Consider the following 21586-nt stretch of genomic DNA (forward strand, 5'->3'; position numbering starts at 1 on the left):
CCCTCCAAGTCCAATTGATTCCCGAAAGTTGCCACTCGATGCAAAGAAACTGCGCGTTGATGTTGCTCCTTAATTGTTGGCGATGACGATATGAATGCACAATCGCTTAAAGCAAAACTGAAGCAATTAGCATCAATAAAGGAAAAGACATTTCAGGAGCTTTGCAAAACACTGGCATTAGAGCGATTTCTCGCACGGTTAGCCAAGTCTAATTTGGATGATCAATTGGTCTTTAAAGGAGGATTTCTTTTAGCGCAGTTAGTGTAAATTGGTCGAGAAACAACTGATTTGGATTTTCTTGCAAGAAATATTCAAGCGGCACAAGAACGTATCGTTCCGTTGGTTGAGAGTATCTGTACTATTGAACTTGCAGATGGTTTCATTTTTGAAATCATGAAAGTGAGGAATTTAGAACATGTTCCTATGCATTACCCAGGATTTAGACTCTCTCTTAGAGTAATTTTATTCCCTGAAAGATACAATTCAGTCGGATATTGGGGTAGGTGATTTAGTGCAGCAATGAGCGGTAGTTGTTGGGTTTACCTCTTTTCATTAAATGAGAATGAAGTTGGATCAATTCTAAAAATTTCTATCTACTACGTAACGAGCTATCGCCTCCAGTTTATGAACAGGAATCCCGGTTTTTTTTAAATGCTTTAAGGCTTTATTGAAAATCTCGTTTTCTTTTTGTTTTGCTTTTTGCATCCCAATTAGGGTTGGATAAGTCGGTTTATTTCTTTCTTGATCCGAACCTTGAGGTTTACCTAAAGTCTGGGTATCCGATTCAATTCCAATAATGTCATCATGGATTTGAAATGCTAATCCGATATAATTTCCAAATTGGTGTAAATTATTTAAAATTTTTTTGTCATGACAATTTGCGGCTAAGGCACCCAGTAAAATACTCGCAGTAAGTAAATATCCGGTTTTTAACTTATAAGTATTTTCCAGATCATTTAAATTTACGTCCTTATCCTTCATCTCTATATCAAGCTCTTCTCCTCCAGCCATCCCTAAAGACCCAATTGCTCGCGCCAGGAGCCTAATCATCTCTAGTTCAATCTCAGCTTTGATTTTATTTTTATCCAAACTGGCAATAGTTTCAAAAGCCAGGGTTTGTAACGCGTCACCAGCTAATATAGCAGTAGCCTCAGAAAATGCTTTATGACATGAAGGTTTACCCCGACGTAGATCATCATTATCTAATGCAGGTAAATCATCATGTATTAAAGAAAAAGCATGAATCATTTCAATAGCAGAACCAATCTGATCAAGCACATCAAAATCAGCACCTAGCGCTTCTCCTGTAGCATAGACTAAAGCGGCGCGTATACGCTTTCCTCCATTTAATACGGCATATCTCATCGCCTTATGCAGCTCAGAGGGTTGTCTGTTTTCTGCCGGTAATAAGCAGGCTTCATGACTCAGGAAATGATTAATTCGTGTTTGATATTCCTTAAGATAAATTTCTGCATTCATCATGTTTTTCCACCTTATCAACCATTTTCTTGTTACGATACAAAAAACGGATAAAAGCCAATCTTAATTCTCCAAGCACTGGAGCGATTCCTAGAAAGCTCCCGAATTGCTTAGTCTTATTTTCTCTAGGATTTCGAGTGCATCAGTCTCGTTAACACAATGGGTTTGTTCTAATTTAACCAGCAGCATTTGACTTAAAAGAGGTATCTCTTCTTTTTGCGCACCTACAGACAAAACCAAATTTTTTATATGCAATTTCATATGGCCATTAACAATACCATCAGAAACGAGAGCATTTAATGCAGCAAAGTTTTGTATCAACCCTACAGCCGCAACAACTCGGGCAAGTTCATCTGCACGAGTGGTCCCAAGTATCCCCAGACAAATTTTAGCAATCGGATGAATTTGCGTTACCCCTCCTACGGTTCCCAATTGAATTGGAGCCTCAAGCCGCCCATATAAATTCCCTTCACGCATTTCCCATTTTGTAATCGAACTGTATTGTCCATTCCTGGCCGCATAAGCATGAACCCCGGCCTCAACCGCTCGCCAATCATTGCCTGTAGCAATTAATACGGCATCAATGCCATTCATAACCCCTTTGTTATTTGTGGCAGCTCGATAAGGATCTATTTGAGCAAATAAGGAGGCCTCTTCGATGCGTTTTCCCAAGATTGGATCAATGTCATAAATTACTGCATTAGCAGCAGTGATTTTGTGATCAGACAAATTGGACAAGATGCACATGGTTACTTCTTCATGGGTGTGCAGCTCAATTAGCTCTCGCAAAAACTCACAGGCTTGATTAATTCTATTGGCCCCCATTGCATCACTTGGATCAATTAACACATGTAAAATACCCATAATTTTTTTATCTGGCCGTTCTATGGTACGAACAATAATGTCTGAAGCTCCACCACCACGCTTGATTAAGGAGTTGAGTACGGTTTGATTGACCTGGTGGAGAAAAAACTCTTTCTTATCATTAATTTTTTTCTCAAAATGAACAGGATCACGAAGAGATGCAAATTGAATTTGACCTATTGCGTGCCTCCCTAGCGTTTCGGTACTCAAATCCCCATGATGGTTAATAAACTTAGCTGCCTTATTGATACCCGCGATAACAGAATGTTCTTCAATCACCATTGGAATAATAAAATGTTTCTTATCGATACAAAAATTAACCGCAACTCCTAATGGAATCCCAAACCAGCCAATCGGGTTTTCGATTAATGTTTCGAGCAGCTCCTCTTTAATCGTTGCTCCATGTTGCAATTCATCGACACACTGGGGATCCAAAAAACCCATTTCAATGAGTCTTTCAAGTTTTTCATTTTTAGTTAACTTGGAAAAACCTTCCCATATATTTTTACTATTTAAACCAATATTGTTCATCTAATATAACTCGATATCTTAAAAACATTTCCATTTAAGCCCATTACCAAGTTCCTGTCCTAAATAAATAATCCGTAAATTCTTTTTCGTACACCATGCCCTAAAAAATTCTTTACTCTCAGATTCCAATAAAACAAAAATTATATCGGCACATAGAGCACCACAGCCTTTTGCAGCCAAAACAAAAGATAGAGATTCAATTTGACTCACAATCATCTGCGTTTCGTGAAGAACTAATTGTTTTTGTTCCAAACGTTCTCGATACCTTCTGATACTTTCAGCAAATAGCCCGGCATCCTTTTTTTCGAGACTATTTAGACCATCCTCAACGATATTGGCCAATCCCTTGACATCCAGCCCATCGAGACTTTTTAAATGATTGTGTGTTGCAATCTTATTGTTCGTGTGAATCAGGCAATAATCCAGTGAACTAAATGGCCATTCCATGTTCTTGATAGTTTGTTTTTCTGGATGAAATAAACAAAGTCCGCCTTTTAACTGAGCAATAATATCGGCACCACTTGGTGCAATACCTTCACCATTCCAGGCGCTGTGAGAATATGCCTCAAGAGCATGGAACAGATCCTCATCTACCAATTTTTTCAACTGCATTTTAAGGGCGTATATCAGGGCAAATTGCGCACTTGAAGCGCCTAATCCTCCTATTCCCTTATAGGGATCAAAAAACTCAAGATTAAAATTCTGATAAAAATTAAGGTGACGATTAATAAAATCACCTGCTGGGCTTTCATTATGGATATGCTTACACCTAATACGGGTCTTATTTTCTCCCTTAGTAACATTCAGGACAAAGGATGGATGGGAAGTCAGCAGAATCGACTTCCCACCTCTAAGGACCAGATACTCTCCCAAAATAAAGGTTTTTGCAGGTACCGATAACTGACAATTCATTATCATCATCCTTTTATTAGGGATTCGACTAAGAGGGTTTCCTTCTTAGCGCGACTACGCATTTGCATGTAGGTTTCTGCATTAATTTCTTTTCTGTTTTCCAAATCCTTTTTCACATCCTCATACCAATTACTCTCTGCGGCCAGCTTACCTGCCGTCAGAACCAGCAATTCTGCCCCACAACCTGAACCATAGGAGAAAGCAGTGATTTGATCACCAGCATTTAAGCCACATAAGGTTTTCGCAACAGAAACCCATAAACTGGCCGTATAGGAATTACCTGTTAAAGAATTCCACTCCATTGTAGGATTAACTTTCTCCAGGAAGAGCTGTTCACATTGCTCAGGATCCATTCCAGATGAATGGCATAGGTCTGCAAAAGCTTTTTTTACCATTTTTGGAAAGGGCACATGAAAGCAAAGTGCTTTATACATATCAAACAAATTGTCAAACTGGACGTTTTTATCAATACATAGTGCCTTAAAGCAGGTACGCGCGGCTTTTTTATAACATTCAAGACTAAAATCACCATTGACTGACGGGAATGGCTCATACTCCGGCCTCCAAAAATCAAATACTGGTTCGCTAAAAGGGTATGATACGGGATCTATGGCAGCAATATCGGGAGTATCAATGATAAAGGCTACAGCACCTGCCCCTTGTGTGGGCTCTCCGGGATCGCCGACTTTGTAGAGAGAAATATCAGCAGCAATCACCAACGCAGCTTTTTTCGGTGCGATATTCGCTAGTTTCCACTCTAAAGCTTGCCTAATAGCTAATGTTCCACCGTAACAGGCATGTTTGACTTCATAGGATCGCACGGCACCTTGAATTCCTAATTTCTCTGCTACAAATGCACTTAAAGGCCTACTCATGTCCGGGGCACATTCCGTTCCCACTGCTATGAGACCAATATCATCAAGTGTACCCCCCCATCGAGAAAGGGCACGTTTTGCTGCCTCAACAGCCAAGTCAACCACGCTTATATTTTTAGGACAAAGTGAAATTTTTCTGCACCCCAGCCCAATTGTGTATTTTTCGGGATCTACATTTCGTATTTTTGCCAGATTTTCGACAGAAAGAAAAATTGGTGGAAAATGAAGCCCTATTGAAGAAAAACCAACTTTATTCACCTTGCTACTCCTTACAAAACGACACAAATGACTTGAGGGTATAAATTTAGATATTCACGCGATACAACTTAAATGGCAGATCGACCGTAGGCTCTTGTTTCCATAGACTTAGAACGTATCCTCCATAACCAGCCTCGATAACTTTGCAAGCCAAAGCATATTTTTTAAGCATATCTATATGATTCTTAACGCGTTCTGATATGAGTCCCCATTCGAAATAACATTCATTCGCAAGATTAAGTGCCTCAGCGAGCAAGAATAATCTGTACTTTTGGTTACTTTCCAAAGCATGTCTAGTCTCGATAGATGAAGTTATCATTTTTTCGTCAATAAGAGCGGCTTTAGAGGGTTCCAGTAATCTCATTTCATTAATTTTTTGCATGCAATCGTCACTTATAGTGGTTTCTTGGGTACTTGATATGTAAAGATGTGGGTGCCATGTGGGGTGTAATTGTTTAATTTCACGTGAATATAAATACATGATGAGGCCGGGTGACATCACTCCAGCAATATCGGCGCCATTGCTGTTTACTCTGAGTGAGCTCTCTAGTTTTAATGTAAACTCAAACAAATTACTTCTTTGCATGAGGCCATAATAAACCAGCCACTCAGCCACGGCATAATAAAGAGCAGCAAAAAAACCCAATCCATTACACGGAGGGATATTGCAATTTAATTCAAAATATCCTGTTAATAAAGAGCATTCCTTACCGAGCAATTCCAAAGCCCGGCTTATCACAGACCATAGAATAATCTGGATGGAATTAAATCCCTCTCCAGTAATCGTATTGATGGTTTTGATCTCATTAGGATAATATTTGAGAACTAATTTATAGCGCTCAAATGGACTAATAATTGCATATCCTTTCTGGTTGTTAATAAACTCTCCGCTTAATATGCATTTGGCAGGAATACAGACTTTAAAATCCAACATAAACATCATCTAGAAAATTAAGGGTAATATAAATCTAGCACACATTTTAATCAATATGTATAATTAAAATCCAATTGCGAGGGTTATTCATGATTTTGAGTGTTTAAATAATTGAGCATTAATTCAGCTCATGCAGCAATAAAACTTAAAATTAATCAGCTATACTTTTTTTTATGCAATAAATAAAAAATGAAAAGGTAGAAACTGGAATGACTTTCACAATTAAAGTACCCGCAAAATGCATTTTAGCTGGTGAACACCTTATTCTTGAACGCGGCTATGCGATTGTTGCTCCATTTCATCAGTACAGTTTAACCCTGAGTTACGAGCCTAGTAATATAAAAGCAACGCATCTTATTTCTGCTGAAGAGAGTAATTCTTTTGGGATTGTATTATGGCCAGCAATCTATAAAGCATATGAGCTATTACAAAAAGATCCGAATAAAATTACAGGTAGTTTTGATATTAAATCAACCATCACTCCTTGCGGAGGTCTAGGTTTTTCCGCTGCCCTATGCGTAGCCATCACAGAGTGGATTATCTATCAAGGATTATTACCTCGTTCTGAATTATTTCAATTTGCGGTAGAACTGGAAAATATGTTTCATAAACAAAGTAGTGGTGTAGATATTGCCGGTGTAACGGCTAAAAACATTATAAAATATTTCCCTAATCGTGAAATATGTGCGATGAACATCGCGTGGGAGCCTCTTTTTTATATTTCTTCCTCCAATGAAAGCAGTTTTACTGGTTCCTGTGTAAAAAAAGTCCAGGAATTAAAAAAAGAAAATCCGCAAAAATCAGAAATTATCTATGAGAAAATGTTCCAAGCCGTTCGCTTAATTCAAAGTGCATTAGAAGAAAAAAATGATCAGAGTTTGCAAATTTTGGCCCAAGGATTATCAATTGGCAATGAATGCTTTTATGAGTGGGACTTGGTTTCTCCCCAACTCCATAATCACATCCAGCAATTAAAACAGTATTCATTGGCCTGCAAAGTAGTTGGTTCAGGTTATGGGGGGCATGTTTTAAGTTTATGGAAAAAACCGCCTCCTTCTGATTTTCCTATTCAATTACATCCGCTGACACTAAATTCACCTAAAAAAGACGAGCCAGCATCAATGATGTAGAGGAGTGCAGAAAATTTTTATATTTATTAGTCAGTCATCAAGAAGTGCTTGAAAGGCATATTTGGAGGTTTTTATGAAATCCATGAGCAGCAGTTTCCCCATAACCAATTTTACTACCACACTAATCAGACTAATAAAATCCCGCATAGTAGTAATCTATCGGCCTATTTTTGCTTTATTAACTTATTTGGCCTCTGCTGGAGCTGATTATAAAATATCGACCAGTATTTTGGTTGTTTTAACCGTTTATCTTGCTGGATTTGGGACTTATCTCTACAATGATTTGAATGACTTTGAAGAAGACAGTATGAATAATGAGGTGACCAGTTTTACCTATGATGTCACTTTATATCGTACTATATTGATTGTTTCTATTTTTTGCCTTTGCAGTGCATTAATCTTAGGAATTTATCTGAGTATCTACAATCTTTTCATTGGATTGTTTAGTTTATTATTAGCGTTCACTTACTCCCATCCGAAAATACACCTCAAGACATATTTCTTAATTAAAACAATAGCCACTGCTGTAGCCTCTGTATTGGCAGCTCTTGTAGGTGTTGCCGCATCGAATCATTTCTCATGGGAAATTTGGCCCTTCTTGGCCTTGGCGTTCCTGATTTCATGGGCAATTTCACCATTGAATGATGTGCGGGATATCAAGGGAGATAAAATAAGTGGACGAAAAACCATTCCTATTGTGTTAGGGGTTAAGTTAACTTTTCTCATTACCTGCAGCGCGGTTCTACTTTCTTTGCTCATTGCGACCGTTGGTGTCTATAGCATTACCCAAACTGTAAATTACAGTTCTATTGTTTTAGCGCTTTTAGCTGGGTTTTATTCATTTTATTTACAGCTGTGTCTATTTAACAATCAAACAGATAAGCCTCTGATGAAAAAGCGTCTTAGTCATCTTCAGATTTCTATGATTAGTATGCAAGTCGCTGCATTAATTGCCTTTATTGGAGTGAATTGATAGAAAAAACAGTGGCTTTCTTGCATCAATTATGATCATGATTTGGATAAAAGTTATGTCAATTAATACATTAGAAGAGCAAAACACGCATGTTATTTTAGTTGATCCACAAGATAACTGTATAGGAATAATGGATAAACTGTCTGCCCATCAAGAAGGGAAACTCCATAGGGCTTATTCAATATTGGTATTTCGCAAAAATAGAGACCTCATCGAGCTCCTTCTCCAACAGCGTGCCCATAGCAAATATCATGGTGGAGGGCTATGGACTAATACCTGTTGCAGTCATCCGCAACCCGACAAGGATTTACTTGAGGATGCAACGAAAAGAGTACTTGTAGAGATGGGTATCAAAGTAACATTGTTTGAAGTAGGAGTATTTCAGTATTTTGCCGAATTGAATAATAATATGTTTGAGCATGAAATAGACCATGTTTTAATTGGTTATTGGGTTGAGCAGAGCGTTCATCCTAATCCTCTGGAGGTTGATAATTATTGCTGGATAAGCATCGATAAGCTACAAGAAAAATTGGCAGAATGCCCTCAAGTATTCACTCCCTGGCTCTCTCAAGTTTTAGATATTGCCTTAGAAAGCAAACAGTTTATTCATTCTTTTGGTCAATTAAAGAGATTATCATGAAGATGAAATACCCCTCTCATTTAGCGATTATTATGGATGGAAATCGTCGTTGGGCCAAAAACCGGTTTTTACCCGCAATTACAGGATATATTATTGGCGCTAAAACAGCATGGAATGTTTTGTGTACCTGTATCGAATTAAACATCCAATATCTTACTTTATTTTCTTTTAGTACTGAAAACTGGCAAAGAACCCAAAAAAAACAATCATCTCATCTTCTTAAGTTTATAATTTCCTATTTATCTCATCATGTAGAACGTTTTCATAGCAAAGGTATCAAAATACGTATTATTGGTTCTAAAGAAAGACTAAATGAAAAATTATTGAAAATGCTCGATGAGGTTGAGAAAAAAACAGCACAAAATTCACGTTTAACTTTGTTCATTGCTCTGGATTATGGAGGGAAATGGGACATTCTCAATGCGACCAAACAAATTGTTCAGCAAGTGCTTGAGAAACGATTAGATATTGAGAACCTTGATGAAAAAGATTTTGCCAAATTTTTGGCGACTCAAGAAGCTCCAGATCCCGAGTTAGTCATTAGAACAGGAGGGGAAGTTAGACTGAGCAATTTTTTGTTATGGCAAATTGCCTATTCGGAAATTTATTATACTCCTATATTGTGGCCGGAATTTAATGAGGAGGAATTGTTAAAATCATTTGCCGCATTTACAAAACGCCAACAAAATTTCGGAAGATAATATGAAGATGAAGCTGATTCAAAGACCGGCTTATGGGGTTAGGAATTTTGAAAATTTTTTCTCCTGGAAGGAAATAGATACCTCCTTGAAAACACCTATAGGGTCAGGCCTGGAATTATGAATCAACTTTTAATGGAAAATTCACGATCCAAGGCCTGACCCTCCAAGTCGTTTATTCTTGCGGAATTACTTTTTGTTTCGCTCGTTTCTCTGATAGCAAAATTGCAAAAAATATCATTAAAGCACCAATGTAAAATTGGATGGTTAATTGCTCATGCAAATAAATCGCGGCTGTTATTGTTGCAAATACAGGTTCAAGAGAAAAAATAATTGCTGCCTTGGTCGAGCTGACATATTTTTGGAATTGGAGTTGCAGCAAAAAAGCAAAAATTGAAGCGAAGATACTGCAAAATAAAATAGCAACCCAAACATTACTTTGTAAGGGAATGGCAAGTTTTGTAGTAAATAAGCTGGCAACTCCTGCTAAGATACAAACAAAAATTGCTTGAATGAAAGTTAAGGAGATTGGTTGGTGAATCCGGGAGGCTTTGCCAGCGAATAAAATATAACCTGCAAAACAAAAAGCACACAATAAAACCCACACATCACCTTGATTCAATGTAAATCCATCAGCAAGCGTAATTAACCCAACACCAACCAAGGCAATTAAAGCGGCAGCAACGACATAGATGGAGGGCCATTGTTTATTGAGGAACGACTCGAAAAGGGCAACTAATATAACTGACAGTCCTGTGATAAAACTTGCAGTCGAGGCAGCGGTGTAGCGTAAGCCGATGGTCTGGAATATCACTGTGCCAGCCAATAACAGACCTAAAAATGTGCCATAAAATAGGGTTTGCTGATTGAATTTTATTTTTTGCCAAAAAATAAGGAGTAATAAGACGCTGGCAATACCAAAGCGCCAAAACAAAAAATTAAATGGAGTTAGTGTCGCAACGGCATCCTTAATAAATGCAAAGGTCATTCCCCAAAACATTGTGGCTAATAAGATTGCTCCAGTACCCAAATAGATTTATTTTTATTCATTGTCTTTTATACTCTTTTGTATGCATCACAAATGCCTACTGGAATTAGTTTGTTCATTTTGAATTATTTTCATTTAAGTTAACTAAAACACTGCTATTTTAATGATGGAATGAAAATGAGAAGTTACCTATCGGGTAGTAACTGTCTTGAATTTTTATTTCCACACCTATGGGGCAGGTCTTTGAATTACCAAGCAACTTTGACTTGAACATTCACAATTCAAGACCTGACACATACACGTGTGTGCAACCATCAATAGACACACACCCGTTCATAGCAGGAATAATTCGCTTAGCCACTGCGGCATCATGACACATTTCCTGCCTTGGTGATTTTTCGTATGAGTGTCAAAGTAACCATAATAGCCAAACTAAGGGACCCTGTCTGCAGGATCTCAAACGGCCATAAATTGTGTGAAGTGGGATCTGCTGAGATATCGAGGAGAAGACGCAACACGACAAATGCCATCAGTGCTGCCGGTACGAACGCGGCAATACGCCACCCTCCCTTCCATTTCCATATACCCAGTAAGGGTGTAATAATTCCCAGAATACCAATTGCTAACGTACTGAGCATGAAAATAAAGGCCAGCACCATGTCACCAAATGATACTGGTTTGTTCATCAGCCTTTTATAATTTTCTTTTTGTGCTGAAGCATCGAGTGCTCTCAATTGTGTTACCCAATCAGGCTTGATCTGAACGGTATTTTGTTGGTCGCTGCCAGTGACTTGAACGGGATAGGTAGTGACAACGGGAGTTTCTCCTAGAGAACCATCCCCTGCAAGGATTCTAACCTCGTCTACCTGCTCCCCGGGTTTGAACAGGAAAAACCAGCCAAGTGCCTCTCCGCTGCGGGGTGGGTAGAGACGCGACGGATTACTCCCAGCAGATACCTCTTTACCCTGAAAATAGGGTCTGACCCAAATTTTAACGGGTTGGTCGGACTCATAGTGTAAGTGGAGATAGAAGTTCTGGTCTCTACCCAAGGTAACCACATTTCCAGGCGGATCAGTCTCGACTATTTCTACCGTGGTTTTAGCAAACCCATGAGTAGAATAAGCCAGCCAAAATCCTAGATATAAAAATAGAATCCTGACTAGCCTGTCCATACCTGATTCTCTTGCGATTCGTCGTTTCATCACACTCAGCTCTCCTACTGATAGGACTGGTCAATAAACTTCATTTAAGGGCAGGGTGTAAAATTAATAAAACTTATGAGCATTACACCCCCACATTTGACAGTTTAATTGAGTCCCGGCTTTATCCTTGGTCTGCAAAACAAATGTTTCTGAACAAGCTTAAACTAAATTAACCTCCTTTTTCTATAGCGGATATAGGGTCATCATAAAGGTAAGGTCTTGAATTATGAATTGAAAATTCACAATTCAAGGCCTGACCCTCTGAGTGGTTCTGTGCAATATAATCAAAAAATAAACTAGTTGCTGATAAATAGTGTATAATTCGACTATTTTGATTCTAGAGAATAAGCACTAATGTTAGAGAAAGATTTACAAAACGCCCTAAAACAAACCGAGGAATTTAAGCGAATTATAAAGTCCATCCGTGACCTACGATGCGTCGCAGAACAATTTCCAAATTATGCTGATGAGTTAATTTGCCATGTGATACATGATCCTGAAGAATTTACTCGACTTATAGAAAATAATTATCAGCTCCGAGAGATTGCAAGACAATTTCCAAACCATGCTGATGAGTTAATCCGCTATGTATTAAATAGCCCCAAAGAATATAGGCGACTTATAGAGCATAATATTGGATTTCGACTGGTCGCAGAACAATTTCCAAGCCATGCAGAAGAGTTAATTAGTCGCGTTTTAGACGACTCTGACGAATTTAAGCGACTTATAGAGAACAACTCTGACCTCCTAGAAACTGCGGAACAATTCCCCAACCACGCTGAGGAATTAATTGAGCGAGTATTAAATGACCCTGAAGAATTTAAGCGGCTTATAGTGAATAACTATTGCCTTCAACTGACCGCGGAACAATTCCCGAACCATGCTGAAATATTAGGAAAAGAATCTCTGGAAGAAGCGCTATTGGCTTTAATCGAAGTATTAAGACAAAAGGACTTAAAGGAGTTGGGAAAAAACGCAAGAACCATGGGACTCTTTAGGGGCCGAGGGACTACTTCATTGCAAGAATTACCCCCGGAAATTGCTCAAAAGATTATCAAGGATACCAGAGATTCCAGTCGTATAAGTGATGAAGAGGCAGAAAAGAAAATTGAGGAAGAATATAATAACGGAGCTAGCAAAGCGTTGACGAGATGACAGATGTATTTTCACTTCATTTGAATCCAAGCGAAAAATAATATTCCTTTGCACCTATGGGTCGGGCTTTGAACTTTGAATATAAAATTGTTTATTCAAGTTGAGTGCAATTCACAATTCAAGGCCTGACCCTCTAATGCAATCGGTAAACCTTCAAACTAAGCTAGAAGCTAATTTTGAAGTGACAAAACACTATTATCAATGGGTTCGGAGGAGATCTCACTTTCGTTTTTATCCTTTAAAAACATTAACCTGTCTATTTGAGATCCTGGGTGTATAAAAGAAAGTAAATGTGCTTCTACCTCTTCTGGCTTAACCTTTAAGAGAGGGCTTCGAAATAATTGAAAGAACCCTTCTCTGGTATTTGCTACAGAGGAAGCATGTACCATTAAGGATTTAAATTCTGGGCTCATTACATCGGTTTTACCATCGTTTAGAATTAAGCATAGAGGATGAGTAGGATTGTTTCTTAAATCTTTTAAATAGCGAAGACTAGTGCCTTGAGGAGTCTCTTGTAAACGAGTAAGAACTTTACCTTTGCAGTGGACACTTAGAATGCCAATAGTTAGAGAGGAGAAAGATTGCCCTGTAATCAGGTCATCCCAAAGTAATTCCATTAACTCTTCAGCTATTTTTTTCGAATCAATAGAGCTAAGCTTTTTCTCAATTGTGGGATCTGATTTCCCACATCTTTTTGCCTTTTCATAAACCGAAATCGCTTTTGCTAAATTGAAAATCCCCCATTTTGTTTCAGAGTATATCTCAGCAGCTCTCAACATGGCCTGTGGATTCCCTAATTGAATTGCTTTTTCCAGAAGTATAAGTGCCTCTGAAAGCAACGTATCAAATTGAGGTTTATTATCTTTGTACTTATTGTTGGCTGTATTTGTGTTTATGATAGCTTTCATAAACATCGCATCTGCATCTTTTAATTCAATCGCTTGTTCTAAAAGCTTAAAACCATCAAGCTGATCAGCCTTGCTTACCTCAGTAGTGGAGTCTTCCAGGAGCATGGTAGCGTACATAACCATCGCTTTTGTATTGCCAAGTTCGATAGCTTCAACAAGAAGAGTCAGCCTAATATCTGGATCAGGGGTACATAAAGCAGATAAATATTTGGCATTGGGATTGCTACTCGCTTGCAGCTCCATTTTACTAAAATTTTTTGGCACGTCATCATCAAAAAGTAACTCTAAAAACAAATCATGATTTGTATAATCTCCTTCTAATATTTGGCCAATAATAAGTTCCCATAATTGATCTGAGTTATAGTCAGATTTTTTCAGTATCATATCGATTATCAGTGATTAAAAAAAAATGTGATTTAAACTTTCTGAATTACTTTTGTAAAGATAAATGCTCACTGAGATGGTATTTTAATTTGGCCTGGAAAAAACATAATATAAAACAAATTGGAATAAAGGTGTCACAAAGAGGCTAGTGAGAGAGATAATTAAATATTATTTTAATCATGGGGTTAGCCTGCGTCGCCTCGATTTTCGGACGAGATCTTTGAATCCCCATAAGACCAATTGAGCCAGTGTAGCCTGTATTAGACGAAGTCGTAATACAGGATCGACTCCATCAAGCAATCCCCTGATTATTTAAATTTGATATAATCAACTCGTCCAACTTAAGGAAGCTTTTCATGGTACGATACCGTAGAGTTTATTCACCCGGCGCCAGCTATTTTTTCACATTAACTTTATTAGACAGACAATCTGACCTTCTCACAAAGCATGTTGACCATTTAGGTAATGCTTTTCGGACGGTCAGAGCAAAAGCTAATTTCATCACTCATGCTTTTGTTGTTTTGCCTGATCATCTTCATTGTATATGGCAATTACCTTGCGATGACTCAGAGTATTCAAAACGAATAAGATTGATTAAAACCCATTTTACTCAAGCTTTATTACAGTTAAATATTCCCTTAAAGAAAAATAAACGGGGGAACGTCAATCTTTGGCAAACTCGATTTTGGGAACATCGAATTAGGGATGACAGAGATTTTCAAACGCATGTTGATTATATCCATTATAATCCCGTCAAACATGGTTATGTAAAAAAACCAGTTCAATGGCCTTATTCATCTATTCATCGTTTTATTAAAAGTGGAGTGATTGATGATACTTGGGGTGTATGAAGAAGATTGCCCTGTATTACGACTTCGTCTAATACAGGCTACGTTTACTTATTCAACTATTCATCGTTTTATTGAAAGTGGGGTGGTTGATGATACTTGGGTGATGAAGAAGAATGCCCTGTATTACGACTTTGTCTAATACAGGCTACACTCGCTGTAGGTCTTGGTAAACTATCTCTTAATAAGCGTAGCCTGTATTAGACGAAGTCGTAATACAGGATCTACCCCATCAAGAAATCATCTTTCATGTATATCTGAAATAATCATCTAGCTTAAGGAAGCAAAGCAAAATTCAACTCCTGACCCTATCGTATTAATTTATAAATTTTAAGGTTTTTTTAAGCTTTCCTTGTTATATTTGGTCCTGTTTTTATTCTATAACTAAGCAAAGGGACTAAGTAATGACCATTATAAAAAAAACAGCCTTGTACCTTATGTGTTTCTGTTCTATGCCAGCCTTGGCCACCTCCTCAAATACAAGCTTATATGAAAAGATATACCAACTGTCCGCTAAGTTATGGTACGTTGAAACCTCATTAAATGAGGAACAAAAGAGAATGGTAGATACCTTGGCTAATCAAATTGATAGGATCATCAGTCTGCCTAATGAAGCAAGTTGTGGTACGCAACTCGAGGTATTTCAAGAAGCGAACAAATGGGCCTATAGCTCTAATGGTTTAGATTTGACCGCTTCAGAGGCAGAACAATTTGCTGGCCAAGTAAGCCAAAAGTTTTGTCCTGCAGCATACCTTAAGGTATTTAAATCCTCCTTTGAATTTGCTTATAAATCAACGGGACTTGATAAAACAAAATCTGACGCACGCAAATTCGCCACGACAATGAGCGATTATGAAGCATCAAAATATTACTCCAAAAACAGCTTACAATGCTTTATTGACAATTATAACTATGCATACTCCAGCAGCGGGATGAATAAAACACGTGCGGAAGCGATTAATTTTGCTGATCAGCAATGCCTCATATAGCAAATATAGCAAATATCTGAGCACCAGTTTCGCCCCACGTTACTGAATTGTAGCGTTAAAAAGGGTTACAGTTGCTGCCCCCCAACTCTGACAGGTTTCATTATTTCGTCCATTGCAGGGTTGGCCGTTAGGGCGGCACGGATTTTTTGAAAATCGCAACAGCTTGCTTTTGTAAATGCCTTGATGATGTCATCAGCATTCTGATTGTAATTATTGTCCTTGTTTTCAGCTATTTTTCTTTTGATTTCAATAATGGCATTGCTGATGTTTTCTTCTTTTGAAGGGTCAATATTCACCATTATGTCACGTATGGTCTTGATAATGGCTGGAACGGAGCTATCGGGATTCCTCAGCAATTCATCATTCTTTAATACCGTGTAGACTGCAAATATATTTTCTTCTCTTTCATTCGCTGGTATCTTCATGATACTGACAGTCACCTTATTTTTATTGGGTATAGTAAGGCTTTCTTGTTTGCTATCTTTAGGTTCAAACGGGACTACCCTCTCTGGGTTCTCTTTTTTGGTTTTAGCAACTTGTTTTGCCTCATTTTTACCGCTTGCGAAAAAATCCCCCGATTCTTTCTTAGCGGGTAAAGCATTTTCATCATAGGAAACCTTGCTTTTAGTATTCTTTAACCATGTTTTATCGCACTTTATTTTCACTTCACAACCAGCTAATTTAACTGCTACCTCGTAATCGCCTGGTGCTTGAATGGTTTTAATATTAGCTGCAAAATTCGATTTAGTTAATTTTTCAGGAGAAAATGCCGCGAGTTCCTCATCAGCATAAGGAGAGGCTCCATTAGGTTCTTTATGAACTAAAAAGGCTTCAATAGCTTCACAAAAAGAATTAATACTGGCTTTACAGGTATTCTGTCTTCTTTTATTTCGATCGTTGGTGTCTTTGATAGTAAATGGATACCTTTTCGCATCCATTTCTGTTGCACCCTCATATCCTAAGTTATAGGTTTCTTGGTGTATCTTAATTTCTTCTTGGACGTATTTAATTAACTTTTTACTTAATTGTTTGATATCTTCATGAGAAAAATTGTCGATTTTTAATTGCTTGGTATATTCAGCAATTAAATGTTCAATTGAAAGTAGTGTTTTTTCTTTCTCTTTTGCCACACTGCCAGGCGTACGATGAGAAGAATTTTTTAATTCCATTTCATTAAAATTTACATTATTCAATAATCGTAACTCAAAGCATTGATTCAAAAGCGATTTTATAAATTCAGTTTGAGTTGCTTTATCCTTATTTAACTGAGATATAAAGTTTCTTTCAAAAGGAGTGAGAACGTCTTTTATTCTATCTCCAATTTTTTCAGCACTCATGTCTTTTAATATGATTGGTTCAACATCTTGTTTCGCATAGGCGGCAAGCATCTTTTGGATAGCTACTCGTAAAATAGGATGACGGCGAACAACCCCAAAAGCATCATTATTTCCGTCCACTTCTAAGGGTAATGGTATTTTCATCAAATTAGCTAGATAGATCTTCTCTTTCGGGAAATTTTGTTGCCGTATATGGCCAATCATTCCTAACGGCGGTGTGTCTGGCACAAGTCTTGTATCCCTATTAACCGCAGGCAGTAAATCAGTATCCAGGTAGTATCCTCCATAGTAATACAGGCTACAATATCGAATTAAATCACTAACGGCAGCCAAATTGCGATTGCCAATAGACTCTCTTAATAAGTTATATAAATAGGCATTTGTCTCTTTATCAGGGAAAATTGGGTCATTTTTAAGCTTGTCCAGCAATTCATTGATATTTTTTATTTTAATATGGAAGTTTCTCGCCTGCATGGGGATATCTAAAGTTTCTGCAGACAAAGGCACTTTTGAATCGGATTGGTGCGCTGATTGATGATGCTTATTTTCAACTGTATTATTTTTTTTCCTGCTCGAATTATATTTATTCGAAAGTGACTTTAAATCTGCACGTCTTAGTGGTTTATCAATGTACTCTTCATTATCGGTCCAAATAATGGTTTCCTCAAAACCACTGCGAAAAGCAGTTGCCGATATCCCTAGTACGGTTGACAAATACTCAGGCTTAATTTCACCACCCACCCAGACATATTGAAACATCGGTGGAATGCTATTTGATGAAGTTATATTGCTGTCAAGCTCTTTTTTCATAACAAGTGATCTCAAATTGTACATTTAGTAAGTATAATATATTTCTCGAGAAGTAATGTGTTTCTTTTAATCTCGGTAAATTGAGAATAAAATTTTCCTCGGAAACTTTAATTTCTTTTCTAAAGCACATTTAAATCAAATGAAAAGCTAGTTCTTCAAATAAAATCTATGAACGTTATCAAAAAATGAGTTGAATGATATCTCTCGGTTCTTCCCAATTCAAAAACTATGAAACCGTGCCTATCGTGGTGAATTTTGTGCCGGACAACATAAACGAGTTATCATCAATGGGGAAAGACTTGATTGATTATTTCAGAACTTATTTAGGGTCTGGTGACACGTCAAACAAACCCTGAAATGTATCCGATTTAAAGTTTCAGTGAATCGAGTCTGACGAGCGAGTACCCCATAAGTCAATCAGCTATTTGTAGCATCAGTTTGACCCTAGAAATTCTCGCAATCTGCACACCCTAGATTCAATATCAATATTGTGATTCAAATTTGGCGAACTGCTCTTCCAATTTCCATTGAAGTTTTGCCTTGGGGTTAAGATTAAGAAAATTCTGGCACGTCTGCGTTGGCTGATCTGTTACTGATTTAATCGGGGTACACTCCCCATTCATTAAGGTGTATTGAGAATTGTGCCAAAGATTATCGCCGGGTAAAAATGCAAAATACAGACTGTTTCGTGCTAACTTTTTCAAAGTGAGATAAGAAAGCTGTTGTTCTTCCACCGCACGCTCGAATTGACGCGTTAAAGGTTCACGGCTTATTCCCTCATCATCAGTTGATAAACTCACAGGGACACCATTGTTTAAATACAAAGCCAAGGGATGCTCTTTCCCTTTGATGCCTAAAATATAATCGTTACTGCTTAAATTGACTTCAACCATCACTTCCTTTTGTGCCATTTTATTTATTAATTCGGATGCATGATGTTCGTATTCAATATCTACACCATGTCCAATTCGTTCTGCAGAGGCAGTCTCTACCGCTTCATGAATATGAAATGTAAGTCCTTCTGGCGCAACTAATTCAGGATTAAGTTCACCAGCATGGAGCGAAATATGGACATTAGGATAGAGTTGATGCAAAAAAGCTAGCATGTGCATATGTAATCGATAATCGCGCATTGCTATTGTTCCATCTTCCGCTTGAACCAAATTAATGCCTACAATACGTGGATCTTGTGAAGCCGCTTCAAATCCCGCAAGTAATTGTGCAAAAACCATCTGCGGAGGTTGTTCCCTACGAACTTGATACAAATAACGAACCGTGATCTGACAACCTGCTTGTTCGTTATTCGTGCCGCATTGTTGTAATTCATTCTTTTTCGCTTCGTCCTTGTCCAAATTCTGGGAAATATGAGTTACTACTTGGTCAAAATTAGCACTTAATAAGTGATTGCGCAGATTTTCTAAATCAGGATCCCAACCCAGTCGCTTTCCGAGTTCGCTGGCTTCATTCCCATCGGGTGTCGTCATGATTTCTAGATAGAGTTCGTTTTGGACCGCCGCACGCTCAGTCATTTCAGCTAAAATTTCTCCTCCATGCATTTTGGTAATAAGGCTAAATTTTCCAAAAGCATTAAAAAAATGATCATGTCCTGATTCATTTTTCACTGGGTCGAAATCGCACATCGACCATGCGTCAATTAAAGAATGGTATAATTTTTTATTCGCTATGGCGGTCATTAAATAATCTTCTGAATTGCATGAAGGATTAATTGACACCGACAAATTGTTTGTATCAATACATAAATTATCCAGCTCTGCATAACGAATTAAATTTTCAGCGAACGATGAGCCGCTCGCATGCATATGCAGATCTCCCCCCTTAGGCATATTCGTTAAGAATTTTTTTAACATGCTGGGAGTTGCTTTAACGGAGTCAAAATAAGCTTGGGTATTTTCTTCAGGACTTGCATACGCAATTGGAATGATTAATAGACAGCACAAACAAACAAACTTATTCATATTAAGGTCAATATGTTTAAAACGAGTCCTATTTTTGCATGATAAAATCATTTGGTCAAATCAATTTGGTCAAAAAAACAATAGGAATACCACACTGGAGTTGCTGTAGGGTCTCACGAGTTTACTTCATCAGCATATGCTCTGATGAATGGATTGATACTTGAGTGAATATTATGTTTTTAATTATTAATCAATTTCTAGGTAACACTCAAGATTAGACGCTGGGCTTTGCAGCCCAGCCTACACTCATCTCTTGAAATTTACTCAAGAATATCATTATATAGGCCTCTTGCATCACCGCAGATTTTGTTTGAGTGCAAGGCATGAGTGTGCTGGGTACGATTCCCTTAGCGCAAAGCTTAACATAGAGCCAGTTGGTAACCTAAGGATGTATATCGCATGAAAATAAGGAAATTGAACTATGCGCAATTCAAGCTTGAAAAACAAAAAATATTATCGCTCCTGCGTGAGTGGCAAAAAACCGCCAATGAGTTTTTTGAGCAAAATTACTCGAGACTATCTAACTCAGATTTACACCACCATTGGCGTGAATCTGTGCGCGATATGATAATTTTTTTAGAAAAGGATATTCCAGAGAACGATGAGCGTCATTTTGAAAAAAATGATTTCGCATTTTTTATCGCCGAGGATGATGACATACAAGGTATTGCATTAGGAAGTGGACCCCACATTTATCGAGGCTACTCTAACGAATTCTTTGGAATCAGTGGCACATTTTTTGAAATCGAGGAGATGATCATTTCTGCACCCTCTATGCTTTCCCGATGCTATTCTATAGAGGGTGAGGGGGCTCATAAAAGAATTGGAAAAGAATTGTTGAAAGCTGTAGTTGAGCACGTCAGTACTTTAGATAATCCATATCCTATTTCAGCAAGACCGCATTATAATAATCGGACTGCACATGATTTCTTTGAAAAAAATCTTTTTGAGCTAGAATGCGGTTCTATCGGCCATAGTTATAGATTAAAAGTAGCCAATTTTGTAAATATCGATAAAAATATTCATCAAGAACTTATGGCGAATAGGAGTACGGTAGTTATCGAGGACTATCAGTCCCCATCATTAGTTCCTTTTTGAGAGAAAATTACCCAGCCGCCGAGTCTGTACGCTGTATTGATTAATCAATCGTTCCAAATTAATAGCAAAATAATTAATTAATGAGTGGGCATCTGGTGTTTTGTCGGCTTGAGATGAGATAAAAAGCGCAATTAATTCTGATGACTTATAAATGGCTATGTTGAATTGTGTTCCGAGGAGGGCAGACCACATCCTTGTGGCAGTGCATCATCCTTGATGCGTTCAAATTATCCTTATTAAGACATCCGCTGTCCTTCCTCGTACTGATTCAAGCATAGCGAATAATGTTAATGAGGCATACGCAAAATTGCGCATAATCATGTAAGAAATCTCTTAATTTGCGTTTGATGCCCTCAAATGGGCGGCGCCTTTTGATTCAGCCGCTACGTTTGGTGGGGTACTTCTGATTAAGAGGGTGGATTATTATTTTTCAATAAGATCAGCTCTTCCTACCTAGTTCGAATCTAGAATTAAGGGCAGTTACCGATGAGTGAGTTGAATAAAATCAAAGTTTATCAAGGCTATGATCAAATCATCGATTGGTATGACGATGCTCGTGCTAAAAGTCTTATGGAATTTGCATTTAATATGATTCAA

21 protein-coding genes are annotated in these 21586 nt (G+C 37.8%); 11 read left to right on the forward strand and 10 right to left on the reverse strand.

Annotated features, from left to right (window positions below; translation table 11 throughout):
- Positions 1 to 90: 90 nt before the first annotated feature.
- Entirely contained in the window at positions 91 to 267 is a 177-nt protein-coding gene (locus OQJ13_RS12530; RefSeq protein WP_265711152.1) for a hypothetical protein, read from the forward strand.
- Entirely contained in the window at positions 268 to 507 is a 240-nt protein-coding gene (locus OQJ13_RS17095; protein WP_416209925.1) for a nucleotidyl transferase AbiEii/AbiGii toxin family protein, read from the forward strand.
- A 72-nt stretch (positions 508 to 579) separates the two neighbouring features.
- Here OQJ13_RS17095 and OQJ13_RS12535 read toward each other — a convergent pair whose 3' ends face one another.
- The 5 genes from OQJ13_RS12535 to OQJ13_RS12555 form a co-directional block, all read right to left on the reverse strand.
- Complete coding sequence (locus tag OQJ13_RS12535; RefSeq protein WP_265711153.1) at positions 580 to 1482, reverse strand: polyprenyl synthetase family protein; 903 nt, start codon at positions 1480 to 1482, stop codon at positions 580 to 582.
- Between the two features lie 87 nt (positions 1483 to 1569).
- Positions 1570 to 2874 (reverse strand): hydroxymethylglutaryl-CoA reductase, degradative, encoded by a 1305-nt coding sequence (locus OQJ13_RS12540; protein WP_265711154.1) that lies wholly within the window; start codon positions 2872 to 2874, stop codon positions 1570 to 1572.
- Positions 2875 to 2892: 18 nt separating this feature from the next.
- Positions 2893 to 3786 carry a hypothetical protein gene (locus tag OQJ13_RS12545; RefSeq protein ID WP_265711155.1) on the reverse strand — a complete coding sequence of 298 codons (894 nt, stop codon included), beginning with the start codon at positions 3784 to 3786 and terminating at the stop codon, positions 2893 to 2895.
- A 5-nt stretch (positions 3787 to 3791) separates the two neighbouring features.
- Positions 3792 to 4919 (reverse strand): hydroxymethylglutaryl-CoA synthase family protein, encoded by a 1128-nt coding sequence (locus tag OQJ13_RS12550; RefSeq protein ID WP_265711156.1) that lies wholly within the window; start codon positions 4917 to 4919, stop codon positions 3792 to 3794.
- A 46-nt stretch (positions 4920 to 4965) separates the two neighbouring features.
- A complete protein-coding gene (locus OQJ13_RS12555; RefSeq protein WP_265711157.1) occupies positions 4966 to 5853 on the reverse strand; it encodes a mevalonate kinase in 888 nt (295 codons plus the stop codon).
- 209 nt (positions 5854 to 6062) lie between these two features.
- On the opposite strand from OQJ13_RS12555, the gene OQJ13_RS12560 reads away from it, so the two are divergent.
- The 4 genes from OQJ13_RS12560 to uppS all read left to right on the forward strand — a co-directional run bounded on the left by OQJ13_RS12560 (position 6063) and on the right by uppS (position 9297).
- Positions 6063 to 6983 (forward strand): mevalonate kinase, encoded by a 921-nt coding sequence (locus OQJ13_RS12560; protein ID WP_265711158.1) that lies wholly within the window; start codon positions 6063 to 6065, stop codon positions 6981 to 6983.
- Positions 6984 to 7056: 73 nt separating this feature from the next.
- Positions 7057 to 7956 (forward strand): UbiA family prenyltransferase, encoded by a 900-nt coding sequence (locus OQJ13_RS12565; RefSeq protein ID WP_265711159.1) that lies wholly within the window; start codon positions 7057 to 7059, stop codon positions 7954 to 7956.
- A 55-nt stretch (positions 7957 to 8011) separates the two neighbouring features.
- The gene (gene idi, locus OQJ13_RS12570) at positions 8012 to 8596 is read left to right on the forward strand and encodes an isopentenyl-diphosphate Delta-isomerase (protein ID WP_265711160.1); all 585 of its coding nucleotides are present in this window, start codon (positions 8012 to 8014) and stop codon (positions 8594 to 8596) included.
- Positions 8593 to 9297: a polyprenyl diphosphate synthase gene (gene uppS, locus OQJ13_RS12575; RefSeq protein WP_265711161.1), complete on the forward strand. Its 705-nt coding sequence runs from the start codon at positions 8593 to 8595 to the stop codon at positions 9295 to 9297. Before idi ends, uppS begins: the two co-directional genes overlap by 4 nt.
- A gap of 172 nt (positions 9298 to 9469) precedes the next feature.
- Here uppS and OQJ13_RS12580 read toward each other — a convergent pair whose 3' ends face one another.
- Both OQJ13_RS12580 and OQJ13_RS12585 read right to left on the reverse strand, forming a co-directional pair.
- Positions 9470 to 10324 (reverse strand): DMT family transporter, encoded by an 855-nt coding sequence (locus OQJ13_RS12580; RefSeq protein WP_265711162.1) that lies wholly within the window; start codon positions 10322 to 10324, stop codon positions 9470 to 9472.
- A gap of 326 nt (positions 10325 to 10650) precedes the next feature.
- On the reverse strand, positions 10651 to 11484 hold the full coding sequence (locus OQJ13_RS12585) for a hypothetical protein (RefSeq protein WP_265711163.1): 834 nt from the start codon (positions 11482 to 11484) through the stop codon (positions 10651 to 10653).
- Positions 11485 to 11838: 354 nt separating this feature from the next.
- Between OQJ13_RS12585 and OQJ13_RS12590 the strand changes: the two genes are divergently transcribed.
- Positions 11839 to 12639 carry a hypothetical protein gene (locus tag OQJ13_RS12590; RefSeq protein WP_265711164.1) on the forward strand — a complete coding sequence of 267 codons (801 nt, stop codon included), beginning with the start codon at positions 11839 to 11841 and terminating at the stop codon, positions 12637 to 12639.
- Between the two features lie 170 nt (positions 12640 to 12809).
- On the opposite strand, the gene OQJ13_RS12595 is transcribed toward OQJ13_RS12590, so the two are convergent.
- Positions 12810 to 13931 (reverse strand): tetratricopeptide repeat protein, encoded by a 1122-nt coding sequence (locus OQJ13_RS12595; RefSeq protein WP_265711165.1) that lies wholly within the window; start codon positions 13929 to 13931, stop codon positions 12810 to 12812.
- A gap of 356 nt (positions 13932 to 14287) precedes the next feature.
- Here OQJ13_RS12595 and OQJ13_RS12600 point away from each other — a divergent pair, with 356 nt between their 5' ends.
- The 3 genes from OQJ13_RS12600 (at position 14288) to OQJ13_RS12610 (ending at position 15768) form a co-directional block, all read left to right on the forward strand.
- A complete protein-coding gene (locus OQJ13_RS12600; protein ID WP_265711166.1) occupies positions 14288 to 14782 on the forward strand; it encodes an REP-associated tyrosine transposase in 495 nt (164 codons plus the stop codon).
- Positions 14763 to 14921 carry a hypothetical protein gene (locus OQJ13_RS12605; RefSeq protein ID WP_265711167.1) on the forward strand — a complete coding sequence of 53 codons (159 nt, stop codon included), beginning with the start codon at positions 14763 to 14765 and terminating at the stop codon, positions 14919 to 14921. Before OQJ13_RS12600 ends, OQJ13_RS12605 begins: the two co-directional genes overlap by 20 nt.
- Before the next feature lie 262 nt (positions 14922 to 15183).
- The gene (locus tag OQJ13_RS12610) at positions 15184 to 15768 is read left to right on the forward strand and encodes a hypothetical protein (protein ID WP_265711169.1); all 585 of its coding nucleotides are present in this window, start codon (positions 15184 to 15186) and stop codon (positions 15766 to 15768) included.
- 65 nt (positions 15769 to 15833) lie between these two features.
- Here OQJ13_RS12610 and OQJ13_RS12615 read toward each other — a convergent pair whose 3' ends face one another.
- Positions 15834 to 17864 carry a TcdA/TcdB catalytic glycosyltransferase domain-containing protein gene (locus tag OQJ13_RS12615; protein WP_265711941.1) on the reverse strand — a complete coding sequence of 677 codons (2031 nt, stop codon included), beginning with the start codon at positions 17862 to 17864 and terminating at the stop codon, positions 15834 to 15836.
- Between the two features lie 533 nt (positions 17865 to 18397).
- Entirely contained in the window at positions 18398 to 19891 is a 1494-nt protein-coding gene (locus OQJ13_RS12620) for an adenosine deaminase family protein (RefSeq protein ID WP_265711170.1), read from the reverse strand.
- A gap of 399 nt (positions 19892 to 20290) precedes the next feature.
- On the opposite strand from OQJ13_RS12620, the gene OQJ13_RS12625 reads away from it, so the two are divergent.
- On the forward strand, positions 20291 to 20989 hold the full coding sequence (locus tag OQJ13_RS12625) for a hypothetical protein (RefSeq protein WP_265711171.1): 699 nt from the start codon (positions 20291 to 20293) through the stop codon (positions 20987 to 20989).
- The last annotated feature ends 597 nt before the right edge of the window (positions 20990 to 21586 follow it).

Source organism: Legionella sp. PATHC035, assembly GCF_026191115.1.
In the GTDB taxonomy this organism is placed as follows: domain Bacteria; phylum Pseudomonadota; class Gammaproteobacteria; order Legionellales; family Legionellaceae; genus Legionella.

What these genes read in the sequence shown, in the direction of transcription:
- OQJ13_RS12530 (WP_265711152.1), top strand. Translation starts at nt 91, where the DNA reads ATGAATGCACAATCGCTTAAAGCAAAACTGAAGCAATTAGCATCAATA.
- OQJ13_RS12535 (WP_265711153.1), bottom strand. Translation starts at nt 1,482, where the DNA reads ATGATGAATGCAGAAATTTATCTTAAGGAATATCAAACACGAATTAAT.
- OQJ13_RS12540 (WP_265711154.1), bottom strand. Translation starts at nt 2,874, where the DNA reads ATGAACAATATTGGTTTAAATAGTAAAAATATATGGGAAGGTTTTTCC.
- OQJ13_RS12545 (WP_265711155.1), bottom strand. Translation starts at nt 3,786, where the DNA reads ATGAATTGTCAGTTATCGGTACCTGCAAAAACCTTTATTTTGGGAGAG.
- OQJ13_RS12555 (WP_265711157.1), bottom strand. Translation starts at nt 5,853, where the DNA reads ATGTTGGATTTTAAAGTCTGTATTCCTGCCAAATGCATATTAAGCGGA.
- OQJ13_RS12560 (WP_265711158.1), top strand. Translation starts at nt 6,063, where the DNA reads ATGACTTTCACAATTAAAGTACCCGCAAAATGCATTTTAGCTGGTGAA.
- OQJ13_RS12565 (WP_265711159.1), top strand. Translation starts at nt 7,057, where the DNA reads ATGAAATCCATGAGCAGCAGTTTCCCCATAACCAATTTTACTACCACA.
- idi (WP_265711160.1), top strand. Translation starts at nt 8,012, where the DNA reads ATGTCAATTAATACATTAGAAGAGCAAAACACGCATGTTATTTTAGTT.
- uppS (WP_265711161.1), top strand. Translation starts at nt 8,593, where the DNA reads ATGAAGATGAAATACCCCTCTCATTTAGCGATTATTATGGATGGAAAT.
- OQJ13_RS12585 (WP_265711163.1), bottom strand. Translation starts at nt 11,484, where the DNA reads ATGAAACGACGAATCGCAAGAGAATCAGGTATGGACAGGCTAGTCAGG.
- OQJ13_RS12590 (WP_265711164.1), top strand. Translation starts at nt 11,839, where the DNA reads ATGTTAGAGAAAGATTTACAAAACGCCCTAAAACAAACCGAGGAATTT.
- OQJ13_RS12595 (WP_265711165.1), bottom strand. Translation starts at nt 13,931, where the DNA reads ATGATACTGAAAAAATCTGACTATAACTCAGATCAATTATGGGAACTT.
- OQJ13_RS12600 (WP_265711166.1), top strand. Translation starts at nt 14,288, where the DNA reads ATGGTACGATACCGTAGAGTTTATTCACCCGGCGCCAGCTATTTTTTC.
- OQJ13_RS12605 (WP_265711167.1), top strand. Translation starts at nt 14,763, where the DNA reads ATGATACTTGGGGTGTATGAAGAAGATTGCCCTGTATTACGACTTCGT.
- OQJ13_RS12610 (WP_265711169.1), top strand. Translation starts at nt 15,184, where the DNA reads ATGACCATTATAAAAAAAACAGCCTTGTACCTTATGTGTTTCTGTTCT.
- OQJ13_RS12615 (WP_265711941.1), bottom strand. Translation starts at nt 17,864, where the DNA reads ATGTTTCAATATGTCTGGGTGGGTGGTGAAATTAAGCCTGAGTATTTG.
- OQJ13_RS12620 (WP_265711170.1), bottom strand. Translation starts at nt 19,891, where the DNA reads ATGAATAAGTTTGTTTGTTTGTGCTGTCTATTAATCATTCCAATTGCG.
- OQJ13_RS12625 (WP_265711171.1), top strand. Translation starts at nt 20,291, where the DNA reads ATGAAAATAAGGAAATTGAACTATGCGCAATTCAAGCTTGAAAAACAA.